The 13,873-nt window shown below is 64.3% G+C and carries 15 protein-coding genes; 9 read left to right on the top strand and 6 right to left on the bottom strand.

All coding sequences use genetic code 11. The features are described from left to right. Positions 1 to 3: 3 nt before the first annotated feature. Positions 4 to 387 carry an ethanolamine utilization protein gene (locus tag AB4Z55_RS02840; RefSeq protein ID WP_101820487.1) on the bottom strand — a complete coding sequence of 128 codons (384 nt, stop codon included), beginning with the start codon at positions 385 to 387 and terminating at the stop codon, positions 4 to 6. A gap of 516 nt (positions 388 to 903) precedes the next feature. On the opposite strand from AB4Z55_RS02840, the gene AB4Z55_RS02835 reads away from it, so the two are divergent. The 4 genes from AB4Z55_RS02835 to AB4Z55_RS02820 all read left to right on the top strand — a co-directional run bounded on the left by AB4Z55_RS02835 (position 904) and on the right by AB4Z55_RS02820 (position 4,230). After that, positions 904 to 2,382: an AAA family ATPase gene (locus AB4Z55_RS02835; protein WP_369519084.1), complete on the top strand. Its 1,479-nt coding sequence runs from the start codon at positions 904 to 906 to the stop codon at positions 2,380 to 2,382. Further along, positions 2,379 to 3,263 (top strand): hypothetical protein, encoded by an 885-nt coding sequence (locus AB4Z55_RS02830; protein ID WP_369519083.1) that lies wholly within the window; start codon positions 2,379 to 2,381, stop codon positions 3,261 to 3,263. The genes AB4Z55_RS02835 and AB4Z55_RS02830 overlap by 4 nt, the downstream gene beginning before the upstream one ends. A 153-nt stretch (positions 3,264 to 3,416) precedes the next feature. Beyond that, positions 3,417 to 3,770: a WhiB family transcriptional regulator gene (locus tag AB4Z55_RS02825; protein ID WP_369519082.1), complete on the top strand. Its 354-nt coding sequence runs from the start codon at positions 3,417 to 3,419 to the stop codon at positions 3,768 to 3,770. Between the two features lie 85 nt (positions 3,771 to 3,855). After that, positions 3,856 to 4,230: a hypothetical protein gene (locus tag AB4Z55_RS02820; protein ID WP_369519081.1), complete on the top strand. Its 375-nt coding sequence runs from the start codon at positions 3,856 to 3,858 to the stop codon at positions 4,228 to 4,230. Here AB4Z55_RS02820 and AB4Z55_RS02815 read toward each other — a convergent pair. After that, positions 4,227 to 5,702 carry an MDR family MFS transporter gene (locus AB4Z55_RS02815; protein ID WP_354562451.1) on the bottom strand — a complete coding sequence of 492 codons (1,476 nt, stop codon included), beginning with the start codon at positions 5,700 to 5,702 and terminating at the stop codon, positions 4,227 to 4,229. The two genes, AB4Z55_RS02820 and AB4Z55_RS02815, sit on opposite strands and share 4 nt — an antisense overlap. A gap of 122 nt (positions 5,703 to 5,824) precedes the next feature. On the opposite strand from AB4Z55_RS02815, the gene AB4Z55_RS02810 reads away from it, so the two are divergent. Further along, complete coding sequence (locus tag AB4Z55_RS02810; protein WP_275448019.1) at positions 5,825 to 6,448, top strand: TetR family transcriptional regulator; 624 nt, start codon at positions 5,825 to 5,827, stop codon at positions 6,446 to 6,448. An 84-nt stretch (positions 6,449 to 6,532) separates the two neighbouring features. Here AB4Z55_RS02810 and AB4Z55_RS02805 read toward each other — a convergent pair whose 3' ends face one another. Next, positions 6,533 to 7,822: a DUF1214 domain-containing protein gene (locus AB4Z55_RS02805; protein ID WP_369519080.1), complete on the bottom strand. Its 1,290-nt coding sequence runs from the start codon at positions 7,820 to 7,822 to the stop codon at positions 6,533 to 6,535. Between the two features lie 82 nt (positions 7,823 to 7,904). On the opposite strand from AB4Z55_RS02805, the gene AB4Z55_RS02800 reads away from it, so the two are divergent. Both AB4Z55_RS02800 and AB4Z55_RS02795 read left to right on the top strand, forming a co-directional pair. After that, positions 7,905 to 8,276, top strand: coding sequence for a YidH family protein (locus tag AB4Z55_RS02800; protein WP_275448018.1), 372 nt, complete (start codon positions 7,905 to 7,907; stop codon positions 8,274 to 8,276). Positions 8,277 to 8,287: 11 nt separating this feature from the next. Then, the gene (locus AB4Z55_RS02795) at positions 8,288 to 8,650 is read left to right on the top strand and encodes a DUF202 domain-containing protein (protein WP_369519079.1); all 363 of its coding nucleotides are present in this window, start codon (positions 8,288 to 8,290) and stop codon (positions 8,648 to 8,650) included. 48 nt (positions 8,651 to 8,698) lie between these two features. On the opposite strand, the gene AB4Z55_RS02790 is transcribed toward AB4Z55_RS02795, so the two are convergent. Continuing rightward, positions 8,699 to 9,685 (bottom strand): ABC transporter substrate-binding protein, encoded by a 987-nt coding sequence (locus AB4Z55_RS02790; protein WP_369520967.1) that lies wholly within the window; start codon positions 9,683 to 9,685, stop codon positions 8,699 to 8,701. Between the two features lie 171 nt (positions 9,686 to 9,856). Here AB4Z55_RS02790 and AB4Z55_RS02785 point away from each other — a divergent pair, with 171 nt between their 5' ends. Further along, on the top strand, positions 9,857 to 11,260 hold the full coding sequence (locus AB4Z55_RS02785) for a DUF1254 domain-containing protein (RefSeq protein WP_369519078.1): 1,404 nt from the start codon (positions 9,857 to 9,859) through the stop codon (positions 11,258 to 11,260). 13 nt (positions 11,261 to 11,273) lie between these two features. Here the strand turns inward: AB4Z55_RS02785 and AB4Z55_RS02780 are convergent, their stop codons facing one another. Continuing rightward, positions 11,274 to 12,614, bottom strand: a complete 1,341-nt coding sequence (locus AB4Z55_RS02780; RefSeq protein WP_369519077.1) for an amylo-alpha-1,6-glucosidase — start codon at positions 12,612 to 12,614, stop codon at positions 11,274 to 11,276. 85 nt (positions 12,615 to 12,699) lie between these two features. Here AB4Z55_RS02780 and AB4Z55_RS02775 point away from each other — a divergent pair, with 85 nt between their 5' ends. Continuing rightward, positions 12,700 to 13,380 carry an SDR family oxidoreductase gene (locus tag AB4Z55_RS02775; protein WP_064572123.1) on the top strand — a complete coding sequence of 227 codons (681 nt, stop codon included), beginning with the start codon at positions 12,700 to 12,702 and terminating at the stop codon, positions 13,378 to 13,380. Between the two features lie 3 nt (positions 13,381 to 13,383). Here AB4Z55_RS02775 and AB4Z55_RS02770 read toward each other — a convergent pair whose 3' ends face one another. After that, on the bottom strand, positions 13,384 to 13,773 hold the full coding sequence (locus AB4Z55_RS02770) for a nuclear transport factor 2 family protein (RefSeq protein WP_064572124.1): 390 nt from the start codon (positions 13,771 to 13,773) through the stop codon (positions 13,384 to 13,386). Positions 13,774 to 13,873 lie beyond the last annotated feature (100 nt).

Below are 13,873 nucleotides of genomic sequence, written 5' to 3'. Positions count from 1 at the left end.
GGCTCAGAGGAGGGTGGCGTCGCGCAGCCCGGTGTAGAAGGCGAGCGCATAGTCGGGGGTGCTGAAGTAGATCTTCGAACCCTTCGGGAAGAAGATCGCGTCCTTGGCCTTGGCGACCGTCTTCTGGCCGGTCTCCTTGTTCTCGAGGAGGAACTCACCTTCGAGAACGACCTTCATCTCGTCGTACTCGTATTCGTAGTACAGCGGCTCGTCGGTGTGGCGCAGCTCGAAATAGCCGCTGCACATGGGACTTCCGTCCGGATTCTCGTAGACGTCGCCGATGAAGCCCTCGGTTCCGGGGTACTCGGCTTCCGGCATCTTCGGCAGGTCTTCGTGTCCGCCGCTGGTCACGCGGAACTCCAACGCCTTGGCACTCTCGATGGTCACGATGCTCCTTCACAGTTTTCCGATGCGTACTCGCGGGCGGCGGTACGTCGACGATGTCCTTCGGATCGTCCGCGGTGCGGATCTACGTCGGCCGCGTGCGGCGACTCCCCTCAGTGGACTTTGTCCCCTGTTATGAAACAAGCGTCGTGTTTCGGAAGTGTGACGGCTCTGTAATGGAGTGCTACGCGCTCAGCGGGCAGTCGCCAACCCTTATCGTCTCGCACAGTGGGCCGGCTCCAGACCATTGAGCTCTCGGCTCAAGTACACCGGCATTAGCTCGACATGCGTGATCCGCGAACCAGGTCGTCGTTGGAGGGTCGACGCCAGGACTGTCAGTGTAACTATCACTGAGCTGAGTTAGTAAGGGGATGGTATTCAGACCTTCCCTGCGTCTTGCAGCCCCTCGCTCCTTCGATCGGTGGTATCGTCCGCTGAACGTTCGGCTTGCACCGCGCGGACGCTTCGCACAGATGTGATACCTGCGGGCGGGATGCGTTGTCGTGAGACGATGCTCCGGTGGCAAACGACCAAAGGCCCCTGATAGCGGCTATGCACGTACAGGACTTGCATGGACACAGAACCTACGACGTCGAGGCTCCTCTAGCGTCCGACGGCGCCGATACGTCCAGGTTGATACTGCTCCATGGGGAGAATGGTTCAGGCAAGACGACCTTGCTACGCCTCGTCTGGCATGCTCTGAGTAGCGCAGACAACCGCGGTCATCGTACGCACCTCGCACGAACCCCTTTCTCGACACTCTCCATCGACTTCACCGACGGTCGTACACTACTTTTCGACAAGGTATCAGGCCTGACGGGTGACTTTACAGTGAGCCTGAATAGCAAGTCGAAGCAAGAATGGGCTGTTTATTACTCGGTCGACGAGGACATGAGGGTTAGTCGTCGCTCGCGGGCTCTCTGGTCAGAGAGAATATCTCAGCAAGACAATGGTATTAAGTATCGCCATGTCTACCCGCACTCCCCACAGCTCGAGATGGATCTCGGTGATGATGTCAATACTAAGATCATCAAGTGGAGCGATGCGACAAATATTAAGAATGAAAATCGCTATTATCAGTTCCTTGAGAATTATGTAGAAACACCGCTATTCTTGGCGGACGATCGAATCCTCTACTCGGATGATCCTCTCCACAATAGGACTCGAGAAATGCTCTCGCGCCGTAGCGATCGTTCCGACCGACTTGATAGTCACCTGCCTACTTCCCACCAAGTATCCCTGGAACTTCGTATCACAATGCGCAGGGTGAACGATGTTCTGCGGAGTTTAACCATAGGTGGGCAGACAGACGGTTCCGCCAACAGAAACACGATTTACGCCGATGTTCTTCGCCAACTAGTTCAATCTCCGTTGACCCGAGCGGGTGCGACACCTCTTATCGAATCGGCATCGATATCTGTATACGCGCAGCTAGACGAAATTGCCGATGCGGCTCCGTCCTTTGAGCGATACGGACTGTCACCCAGGCTTGACGTTCCGGTCTTTCGCAGCCTACTTCAAGACGCCGACGCAGCGGGTATAGGGGACACTGCGCGATCGATTGTCGAACCCTTCCTATCCAGCATCCGAGCCCAGCAACATGCTCTGCGGCAATCCCAGCAGTTACTTGAGTCGCTTATCCCCACAATCAACGACTTCTTGCAGAACAAGACATTGAGTTTCGCCCCGCAGTCCGGGCTTGGCATCCATGCGACGCACGACGACAACGCGCTTGAGCCCGAGGACCTGTCGTCAGGAGAACGCCAACTATTGATGGTTCTCTTCACGACACTACTCGCCAGATTTGACACGCGGCTGTTTATTATCGACGAGCCCGAACTCAGCATGGGAGTCCCCTGGCAACGGCGTCTGATCGACGCGCTAATAACGTTAACTCACGACAGTCCAGTTCAGTTCCTTATTGCTACTCATTCAATCGAGATTATCAGCAGTCATGTCGACGCATTGGTACAGCTTAAGGATAGGAACAAGGGGTGACCGATTCCCGCGGGGCCTTACGTAGAACGACCGAAGAAATATTTACGCTTTACAAGTTGAACCCGCAATTCAGAGACGTAATTGTAGAAGGACGCACTGATGCACGGTGGATTCGCTGGTTCGTCAATCAACTCGGGATCGACGCAAAGGTCTATGCAGTAGACGACCGGATCCATATCGACCGCGCAACGACGTTGTCGTTCCACAGAGAGAATAATGCGCGCGGTCGCGTAATTGCATTCGCCGAACTGCTCGCAAAGAATGGAGACATTTCCTTATGCGCATCGGCGATTATCGATAGTGATTTTGATGTCATCGATAGAATGAGAGGCGAGGACGTACCTAACCCCTCGCCTCTACTTCGCACTGACTACCCTTCGATCGAAGTATACGCGATGGACGCGCGTCCACTCTCAAAGTTCCTAACTACCGTCATCGATACTGACGAGAGCGTTGAGACGATCTACGACGACATCGTTCCTGTACTGCAGATCCTATTTGCGGTTCGCTTCGTCATCCACCGAATGGGGTTCACCGCGAAAATCCCGAAGAAGGTTGCCGAGGACATGCAGATCCTCCCCGACAGGGTGTATCTAAATCACGAGGATCTCTTGAAAAGGTGTACGCCATCCTTGACGAGGGACGACCTCGCTCGTGCTGCGCACGAGACCTCCGCTCTTCTCGCGGACTTCGCGGATGGGCGGGGTCTATCTTTCGCTCACGGCCACGACATTGCGCCCGTCTTCGCGAAGTATTTTCGTCTGGCTAATCATATGGCCCGACCAGAGGTTCTCGAGCTGCACCTGATGCAGAGCCTGGAGCTCTCGGACCTGCATGCGACACCTATGTTTCAACGCCTGTCTGAACGATTAGCCGACTGACTCCCTGAGATGGGGCGGACGCGACAACCGGGGCAGACGACGTCCAGGCCCCGCCGTACGTTGCGCCCCGCCTCGAAGTCTGACAACATTCGTTCTCAGTTTGATCGGAGGTGTTCGGTGAACCAGCGGCGTCAGAGGGCGACGGTGGCCGTGATGGCGGCCGCAGACGGACGGCAGGTCCGGCGAGAGGACGGTCTCGCCGGCGTGCGCGACCCGCAGCCCACCTGTTCCTCGAACCCGGACGCGTGGTTTCCGGAACAGAACGCCGGACCCCGTAGCCAAGCGAACCGTCACGCGCTCGACGGATGCGTCCGCTGCCCCATCCGTTCCAGTTGTGCCCGTCTCGCCCTCGACGACCCCACACACCTCACCGGCATCTGGGCGGGCGTCTACGTGCCGCCGCCGGGCCACCAGCACACGGCCCGTACCCATGCGCTGAACCGGCTGCGGTCAATCGGGTTTGCCGCCACACGGGAGGATTCCGCGGACGCCCTTACCGCGGTGTGAGTCCCGGCCACTACCCGGGAGGTAGTGGCGTCCACGACGTCGGACGCCGACTCTGGAATCACGACGATTCCGGAGGAGGTGTCCGATGACCACCCACCCGACCATCGCGAGCACGCGGCCCCCTGCACATGTCGCGCCCACGACGTCGAGTCCACGCTGGTTGACGGCGGTGATGCGCTGCGACCGGGCCCTGTCGTCCTGGTTCATCGGGGCGGGTTTCTTCTTCGCGCCGATCCTGTTGATGCTCGACCCATGGCCCGTCGCCGTCGTGATCGCCTGGGTCACGATCTCGGTGTCCGGGCTGTGGCTCGGGCTGCTCGGCGTGTTCATGGCCGCCGGTCTCGCCCAGGTGCTGCGCGCCGGTGAGGAGATACCCGACGAATTCTGGTCCGGCCTCCTGGAGTACCGCATCCGAACCGGCCGGACGCCAACCGATCGGGCGTCGGGAGCCCGTCGCTAGGCGGGATCGGTTGCGCCGACCTTCGGCGCTCCGGTCCGGCCACGGACGAGCGCGGCCGCCGCGATGAGCACGAGCGACAGGCAGGCCGCGACGACGAACGCGAGGTGGATGCCGTCGGCCCCCGCCTGTAGCGGATTCACCCCGTCGTCGATGGCCGACTGCGTACCCCGGGACATCAGCGTGATGAACAACGCGGTACCCGCCGCTCCGGCGACCTGCTGGATCGTGCTGACCGTCGCGCTCCCGTGTGAGTACAGTTCGGGGCTCAGCGAGCCCAGGGCCGAGGTCATCAGCGGGGTCAACCCGAAAGCGATTCCGGCGCTGAGGATCACGTGGGCCGCGATCACCATGCCCAACGACGACCCGGCGTCGAGCGTGGTGAGCAACCACGTACCCGCGCTGACGGCGACCGTGCCGGGAAGAACCAGCGGTCGTGCGCCGACCTTGTCGAACAGTGCTCCCACGAACGGCGCCAGCAGACCCATCACGAGACCGCCGGGCAACAGCACGAGGCCGGTGGTCAGGACATCCTTGCCCATCACGTTCTGCAGATAGAGCGGCAGCAGGATGAGGGCGCCGAAGAGCGTCAGCATGAAGCCCGCCATCAGCACCACGGCCAGCCGGAACGGTGCGATCGCGAAGGTCCGCAGATCGAGCAGCGCCAGGCCGCGGTCGGCGAGTTTGAGCTGTCGCACGACGAACAGCGCCAGCGCGACGGCGCCGACGACCAGCGGGACCCAGGGCGGGATCGGCGCGTGTCCACCCGCCGATTCCCCGATGCTGCTCAACCCGTACACGATTCCACCGAAGCCCAACGCCGACAGCGGGACCGAGATGATGTCGAGCTGCGCGGGGCGCCGCTCGGTGACATTGCGGACGAACACCCCGCCGAGGATCAGCGCGCCGATCGCGATGGGCAGCACGATCCAGAACATGGCTCGCCAGCTGAGGGACTGCAGGATCAGACCGGACACCGTGGGCCCGACGGCCGGCGCCACGGCGATGACGATGGAGACCAGTCCCATTGTCCGGCCGCGGTTCTGCTCCGGTACGACGTTGAGGATCGTCGTCATGAGCAGCGGAACCATCAGCGCGGTACCGGATGCCTGCACCACGCGCGCGATGATCAGCAGTTCGAAGCCCGGCGCCAGCGCGGCGACGAGGGTACCGATGGTGAACAGGCTCATCGCCGCGATGTAGATGGAACGGAGGGTGAACCGCTGCATCAAGTACCCGGTGATCGGGATGACGATCGCCATCGTGAGAAGGAACCCACTTGTGAGCCACTGCGCGGTGGCGGCGGTGATGTCGAGATCGGTCATCAGCGTGGGCAACGCGACGCTGAGAATCGTCTCGTTGAGAATCACCACGAAGGCCGCGACGAGCAGCACGCCGATCAGCAGCACGGGGCTGCGATCCGTGCCGGTGGCGGAGCGGTTGTCGGTGCCCTGCAGGGCGGCGTTCTCGGTCACAGGCGTTCTTCCATCGCGTCGGTCATCCGGTCGATCACAGAACGAAGCTACCGGATTATGGCAGAGACTGCCACAGTGGCAGTAGATGCCACTGACGCAGATCGCCGCGCTAGTCTCGACGCATGCCAGATTCCTCCGAGACCGGTGGCCTTCGGGCCCGCCGGCGGGATGCGACGCGCATGGAGATCCACGAGGCCGCGGTGGATCTGTTCGAGCGCAACGGATTCGACGAGACGACCGTCGACGAGATCGCCGCGGCGGCCGGGGTGTCCCCACGGACCTTCTTCCGCTACTTCCCGACCAAAGAAGAGTGCGTGCTGTTCGACCGCTTCGGTTTCGATCAGGCGCTCGACGACCATCTGGCGGACATCGACCCCGACACCCTGGCGCTCGCCGACATCGAGCGTGTCTACCGGGCGCTGCTGGACGGCTTCGGCGATCGCAGCGACGACGTGTCCGCCCACTTCATGCGCGTGCAGAAGCTCGTGCTCGCAACCCCCACGCTGAGTAGAGCCGCACTCGGACGCTATGCCGACAAGTCGCGCCGCCGTCCGGAGGCTCTCGGCGACCGGAGTTCGGCGCGCACCCGGGGCCAGATCCGGATGATCCTGGAGATCGCCAATCTCGAGGTCCAATGCGCGTTCGAGGAATGGGTCGAGATCAACGAGGGCGCAGGCGCAGCGGGGACGGCCCGCGCGCTGGTGGACGTCTATGACGACGTGTGCCGTCGGATGCGGGAGCTGTAGGCGGAAACGACTCCCGCACCTGGATCACGGGCGATCACCCTGGCCGGGACCGGATACCGATGCGCAGCGACGCTGCGTCGAGGACTACCCGACGCGCACGATCGCAGGCGGCGACCAGGACGGGTCCCGCGGCCCGTACAGCCGAAGCATCACCCGGAACTCGTCGGGCGGACACGGAAGCCAGTTCGCCCCGGACGACGGTCTCGCATGCTGGAGGAGGAGAGCGAGCGCCCCGTCGTCGTTCACCTCGAGACCGGGCGTCCGATCGGTGATCGCATGGCGTCCGATGACGTTCTCGCACAGCAACCCTCGCCGGTGATACATCGTGAGCGACCAGAAGTGGTCCGCAGGAGGGAGATCGTCCGACGCGAACGTGATCGAGTAGCTGTGCGCACCGGTCAGGGAACGCCCGAGGTGGTCCGTCTCGCATACCGGGTACACCGCCTCGGCGGCCGGGTTGATGTAGATCTGCGAGTACGCCACTGCCGCTCGGAGAAGGTGGTCGTCGCCGAAGTCGGTCCCTCCGTCGTTGATCGCCCAGCCGTTCACGGTGCGGCCGAGCACCGAGACGTGCTGCGCGATCCGGTCCAGTCCTGTGGCCAGGCCCTGCGCGACCATGTTGCTCCCACCGCCCGATTCGTCGTCGGCCAACCACTTACGCAGTCGGAGTCGTGCCTCGACGACCCAGGAAGGTATGTCCGCCGTCGACAGGCCGGCCATCGCAGTGTCGAGCGATTCGAGAAACCCTTCTGGAGTGCGGACTTCGTCATCGCGACCCCGGTTGACGAGGGCAACGGTCCCCGGGGCGGACGGAGTCGCGGGCGACGGCGGCCCGGTCAGTTCGATCAGGTCCTGAAGCCGTTGCGCCGCAAGCAGGTCCCCGGACACACCGGGTTCGACGAGGATGCGGATCGCCACCATGAGATACCGCGACCGGCACTCCACACGGTCGTCGACCTCGGAACGTCCGGCCCCTCGGGTCAGTAGGAGTGGCGGCAACGTCGCTCCATGCGTCCGACACCCCACGACGGCGGCCGTCGACGAGTCCGCCTCCCCGATCTGCACGCTGTAGTAACGACTGCCGAAGTCCGGCATCCGCAGCTCGAAATCCCCGGAGTCGAGGTCGAGAAATGCCAGCGAATAGAGGGTGTCGACGTTGGGCGCCACGCCGGCCGTCAAGGTGTGGTCGGACAGGCGTCGTTGATGCCCGAGTTCGTTGAGCGGCGCTCCTGCCGAGGTCGGCGGGCGCGGGGTGCGCGGGTCGAGCGGACAGGTGAATCGGAGACGCAGTCGCTGCGCAAAGATCAAGGGGTAGCCCCAGATCTGTAGATCGCGTGCCGCGTCCATCACGGCAGCGGATTGGCTGGAGGTCATGAGTTGACTCCTGTCCGGGTTCTTGAAGTAAGTTCAATTCGGTCGAGTTGATGAACGACGAGGGTTTGACGAGGGAGCGACGTTGCCGCAGAACCGATCAGCACCCCGCCGACCTCGGTGGGTCTATGCCGCGGGCGGGGAACCGGATGCTCGATTCAGCCTGGCGAACGAGCGGACGTACCTGGCCTGGATTCGAACGTCACTGGCGCTCATGGCATCCGGCGTGGCGTTGCAGGCCTTCGACATCGGTGGCGGGTCCGTCGCGGGCATCGTGGCATCCTTGCTTCTCGTCGGCACATCCATCTGGTTGCCACTCCAGGCGTGGTGGAGCTGGGCACGCACCGAGCGTCAGCTGCGGCGCGACAACCCACTTCCGGCACCGCACGTGGCCGTGCCGCTCTCGGTACTCCTCGCCGTCACCGGTTGCCTCGTACTCTGGGCGGTTCTGGATTGACCGCGGCGGCCGTGCCCCCGAACCGAATCGCCGACGGTGGGCTGCAACTCGAACGCACGAGTCTGGCGTGGCAGCGCACAGCGTGTTCGATCGTCATCCTCGCCGCCGTCGGGATCCGTCTCGCCGCACATCTCGATTCCGTGTGGATCACGGTGGCCGCATCGGTTGTGGGCGTCGGCGCCGCGCTCGCCGTCCTCGCCGCCATTCGCCAGACCATGCCGGACCGGCGGGACCTCGCCCTCGACGACGATTCGGGGCTCGTGTACCTACAGGCCACCGCTGCGAACCGCGGCCTGCTCATGAGCGCCGCTGTGTCCGCGATGGGTGCCATCGCACTCCTCGGTGTGCTCACAGTGGCGTCAACCGGTCGATGACCGCACCCCGAGTGGAGGCCTCGCCGGCTCCGAGGCCTCCACGCCGTACTACCCGGTGAACATCTGCTGCCAAGCCTGCGAGCGCTGCTTGACGTAGTCCGGAGTCAACTGTCCGGGGTCAGGGGACCGGATGTCCTTCGCATCGGCGGTCGACCCGGGAATTCCCGGTAGCGCGGTGGCCACGCCGATCGCCTGCGCCGCTTGCCCTTCCGGACTGACCAGGAAGTCAGCGAGCAGCTGAGCCGCGTTCGGATGCGGCGCGACTGCCGTGATGTGCCCGAAGAACGGTGTGCCCCAAGACGGATCGGGCAGCGCCCAGTCGACCGGCGCACCGGTGGCCGCCTCCTGCACGAGCGGTTGGACCATCGGCGACACGACGACCTCGCCGGACGTCAGCGCCTGGGCGACACCGATCGCACTGGGGAAGATGCGCGGCTCGAGACCTGCCAGCTTCTCCTCGAAATCAGCGCCGAAGTGCTCACCATAGAAGTCATACAGGTCGACGAAGGAAGCGATCCCGTTCGGGTTCACGATCCCGATCCGGCCCCGGTACTCGGGTTTCAGTACATCCTGCGGCGTCGTCAGACCGGCGGGAACCGCGTTCGTGTTCCATCCCATGCCGAAGGTCGCGGCCACGGTGAGAAAGAAGTCACCGGCGCGGACACTCGTCTCACGCGCGTAGTCGGGATTGTCGAAGGCCGGCCCGCGCACCGCCTGGGAGAAGTCACCGGATTCGCCCGCGGAAGTGATCCACGAGGTGTCGGTCACCACGTGGACGTCGGCCGCTCCCCGACCGGTTCGGTTCTCGGTCTCGATCCGCGGATTCAGATCCGCGTCGGTGCCTCGGACGAACTCCATCGTGATGCCGGGATACTTCTTGTTCCAGGCCTTCTTGACGTTCTCGAGGATCACCGAGTTCTGACTCGAGTACAGCAGCACCGAGCCTTCCTGTTCCGCGGCAGCGACCACCTCGTCCCAGTTGCCCTCGACGGCAGACGTAGCGCCCGAACTGCCACCGCACGCGGCCGTCGTCATTGCGACGGCGGCGGCAACGGTGGCGCAAGCGACGTGTTTGACCAGCCTTCTGACCCGCACGTTCTCCTCCTTGTGTTGAACTGACATCAGTTCACCAGCTAGGCTGAGTGATGTCAATCACGCTGTGGCAATAGTTGTGATCAGCCTGATTTTTAAGAGAATGGAGCCGAGATGCGCGTCGACGACGACCGGAGATACACCACCTACGATCCGGCGGCCGCAGATCAACTGACCAGCTCGTCCGCGCCCGACATCCGTCCGATGTCGTCCTGGGCGCGACGCTCGCTGGCGCGTGCGGCCTCTCAACAGGCGGTCATCTATGGCCTGCCGTCGGTGTACCAATACGCCGCGATGTGCGCGCAATGCGCGCCGGACGGCGAAGGAGAACCGTGGCGTCTCGACGAACTGGACCACGCTCGTCGTCCCGCGGATGCCCGTTACCAGCCGTTTCGGGTTCCCAACGTCGACACCCTGTACTCCAACGGATGGCTGGACCTCACCGCCGGGCCCGTCCTCATCGATCTTCCCGACTTCGGGGATCGCTACTACACACTGAACTTCCTGGACGCCTACAGCAACGCCAGCAACGTGAGCGCGCGAACACATCCGGTGCAACCCCGCCGACTCATTGTGGTCACCTCTGCGTGGACCGGAGACGTCCCACCGGGTACCACCCTGCTACGCGTGGCCACACCGGTGTTGTGGCTGCTCTTGCGGATTCAGTACTTCGACGTCGACGACGACCTACGCGCGGTCCACCGGCTTCAGGATGGCGTGCACCTCAGCTCACCCGCCGCCGGCTCACGGTCCTGGCCGGTTGTCGACCAGGGTGCTGTCGAGACCTCGCCGGGAGAGTTCCTGACCGCTCTGGACGCGTCGTTGCGGATCAATGGTGTGCCGCACGCCGATGCCGCCCACGTCGACCAGTTCCGCATTCTCGGCGTGGGTGACTCGCCGACCGACGGCCGGCCGGAGCCCGATCCGGATGTCGCGCAGGGAATCCAGGACGGTTTCGATGAGGCGATGCGGTTGCTGCGCGAGTCCAGACCGCTGTTGGGACGCAGGATCGCCAGCGGATGGACCAGGGTGCTCGACAAGGGCGCCCACGGCACCAACTTCGTCGCCCGGGCCGTGATGAATCTGGTCGGCCTCGGCGCGAACGTCGTCGAGGAGAACTGCTCGTACAACACCTACGTCGACTCCGACGGGGACACCCTCGATGGGGCTGCGGCCGCCTATCGGATCTGTCTGCCGACACCACCACCCGCGCATGCCTTCTGGAGCGTCACCCTCTACGACGCCGACACCGGCCTGCTACACGACGCGCCCGACGCACGTCACAGCATCGGCACCGCGGTCAACCGCGATCACGACCAGGACACGTTCCCCGACATCGTCATCTCCACCGCTCCGCCGACGACCCCCGATGAGGAATGGTTACCGTGCCCGGCGAGACCCTTCTTCCTCGTGCTGAGGATCTACCAGCCCGCGCTCTCGGCACTTCGGGAGGAATGGACCCCACCACCGGTCGAGCGGATCGATGTGCACGGTGCGGCGAAACCGGTATCCGCATGACCGAGTTGGTCTGTCAGTCCAGCCAATCCAGCACGGACGCCGCGGTCCAGCTCTGCTGCATGCTGCCGAGCGGCTCACCGGTGAACGGTTCGTAGTACTCGGCGAACGTGCCGTCGGTCGCTTGCCGGAGCCCCTCCTCACGCAGGCGTGCCGACCGTTCGGTCCAACCGCGGCGGGCGAATGCCCAACTGAAGAGCCAGGTCATCACCGGCCAGACCGGGCCACGCCAGTACTCGCGGGGACGGAAGTCCGCCGAGATCGGCGACGTCGACGGCGGGACCGCGTAGCGCAGGTCCGGGTGACCGCAGTACCGCGGGCCGTCGAAGAGTCGGAGCAGGGCGCGTTCGCGGTCCCGGGAGAGGCCACCGCACAGCAGCGGCGCGAACACCGCGATCGTCTCGGTGTTGATCCACGAGTTGGCGCGCAGGTCGAAATCCCGTGCGGCCCCGTTGCGGTCGTTGGCGGCGGAGACGACCCCGGCCCGGAAACGGTCGGCCCACGCGCGGAGGTCGCGCACATCCGACCGCGGTTTGGAGTAGTCCTCCCCGATGGTGGCCAGCACGTCGCAGGCGACGGCGAAGATGGCGCTGACGAAGACGTCCTCGACCGCGAAGTCCATCACCTTGGGAAGCAGCTCGTCGTCGTATCCGGCGCGCTTCATCTGTTCGACGAGCCAGATGTACCGGTCGTATTCGAGGTCGGTGGGGCGCATCGACGAATCGTCGACGTGGTCGAGGTCGGCCCGTCGATACGGCGGAAGGTCGGGGCCGGGAACGACATTGGCGTACGCCGAATCCCAACGGGGCGAATTGTCCATCCCCGACTCCCACCCGTGGAAGATCGTGATCCGACCGCGCCCGTTGGGATCCCGAGCGTGCGCCAGCCAGCGATGCCAGCGGACGAGCGAGCTCCAGCGCCGGTCGATGAACTCGTTGGCCACGGCGCGGGTGGTGCGTCCATGGCGTCGGGAGTGATCGAGGATCCGCTGCACCGCGATCGCGTGTACCGGCGGCTGGGTGATGCCGGAGGTGTCGGGGAAATCGGGCGCGCACTCGGCCAGTCGGGCGCACTCCCATCGGGCCGGCCCGGGGAAGTATCCGTCGCGGCCGTTGGCGAACACGATGTGCGGGATCATGCCGTTGCGCCACTGCGCCGACAGCAGGGTGTCCATCTCGATGACGGCTCGTTCCACCGACAACGGCGCCAGACCGACCGTGACGAATGCCGCGTCCCAGCTCCACATGTGCGGATACAACTTGGGCGCAGCGCTTGTCATCGTGCCCAGGTCATTGCCTCGGAGCAGGTACGCGGCACGTGCCGAGAGCTGCGTTGGGGTGAATCCGTACCTGGCCACGTCGACGATTGTGCCCCGCGACGTCGGCGTGTGCTCATCGAGCCCGACGCGGCTCCCGGTCGCCGATTCCCAGTAGGGTCGAGGCGTGCCCACCGCGTTGATCACCGGGGCGAGCCGTGGCCTCGGAGCCGAGATCGCCCGCCAGCTCGCGCCCACCCACGACCTCCTCCTGGGCGGACGACCCTCTCCCGAACTCGACCGACTGGCCACCGAACTCGACGGGGCGAGCACCTTCGCCGTCGACCTCACCGACTACGACGAGGTCGAGGCCGCCGTGGAGGCGATCAACGAACTCGACGTACTCGTCCACAACGCCGGAGTGGCCAGCAGCCTCGAGCCGGTCGCGGAGACCCCCGTCGAGGAATGGCAGCACGTCCTCGAGGTGAACCTCGTTGCGGTCGCCGAACTGACGCGGCTGCTCCTGCCCGCGTTGCGAGCGGCCGGCGGCCACGTCGTGTTCATCAACTCGGGCGCGGGACGCCGGGTGAACCCCGGCTGGACCCCCTACGCCGCGAGCAAGTTCGGGGTGCGTGCGCTGGCCGACGGATTGCGGGCCGAGGAACCGACTCTTCGCGTGACGTCTGTCTTCCCCGGGCGCATCGACACCGACATGCAGCGTGACATCGTCGCCATCGAAGGGGACGACTACGACGGGTCGCGGTTCCTGCGTCCCGCGACCGTCGCCCGCGCCGTCGTGCAGGCCGTCTCCACCCCGGCCGACGCCCACCCGGAAGAGATCATCCTGAGGCCGACCGGGCGGGGGTGACCCTCAGAGCTGCTTGAGGTCCGACTGCTGCCAGACCGCGCGCATCGTCGACACCTTGCCCTCGGCGTCGAAGACCATGATGTCGACGGGGGTGATCTCGAAGGCGAGTCCGGCGGTCTTGGTGACCAGGGTGAACTCGAAGACGGCGGTGTCGCCGGCGATCTTCTTCCACTTGAGCGTCGCGGTGCGCTCGTCCATCCCGGTGATCACCGAGTAGAACTCGACAAGCTGCTCCCGGGTGTCGCGGATGTCCGCGCCGATGGGGTCCTCGACGGTCGCGTCGGCCGCGTACAGGTCGGCGATCTGTTCGGCGGTACCCGAGTTGAGCAGCTCGATGTAGGCATCGACGGCAGCGTCGATCTTCTCGGCGAGCCCGGCTTGTTCCACGGTCATGAATCCTCCAGAAAAGTAGAACGTGTTCTAGTTCGGCACGGTAGCACGGCGTCCGTCAACCGGTGGATGATTCCGGTGCGCCGTCGCAGTTGTTTGATAC

Origin of the sequence: Gordonia sp. ABKF26 (assembly GCF_041103195.1) — a bacterium.
Classification (GTDB): domain Bacteria; phylum Actinomycetota; class Actinomycetes; order Mycobacteriales; family Mycobacteriaceae; genus Gordonia; species Gordonia terrae.
Note: the sequence above shows the minus strand (reverse complement) of the source record. Positions and strands in the feature narration are given on the sequence as shown.

Coding starts and splice junctions, on each gene's coding strand:
- AB4Z55_RS02825 (WP_369519082.1), top strand. CDS start 3,417: ATGGCGGCCGCAGACGGACGGCAGGTCCGGCGAGAGGACGGTCTCGCC.
- AB4Z55_RS02785 (WP_369519078.1), top strand. CDS start 9,857: ATGCGCGTCGACGACGACCGGAGATACACCACCTACGATCCGGCGGCC.
- AB4Z55_RS02805 (WP_369519080.1), bottom strand. CDS start 7,822: ATGACCTCCAGCCAATCCGCTGCCGTGATGGACGCGGCACGCGATCTA.
- AB4Z55_RS02820 (WP_369519081.1), top strand. CDS start 3,856: ATGACCACCCACCCGACCATCGCGAGCACGCGGCCCCCTGCACATGTC.
- AB4Z55_RS02770 (WP_064572124.1), bottom strand. CDS start 13,773: ATGACCGTGGAACAAGCCGGGCTCGCCGAGAAGATCGACGCTGCCGTC.
- AB4Z55_RS02790 (WP_369520967.1), bottom strand. CDS start 9,685: ATGACGACGGCCGCGTGCGGTGGCAGTTCGGGCGCTACGTCTGCCGTC.
- AB4Z55_RS02810 (WP_275448019.1), top strand. CDS start 5,825: ATGCCAGATTCCTCCGAGACCGGTGGCCTTCGGGCCCGCCGGCGGGAT.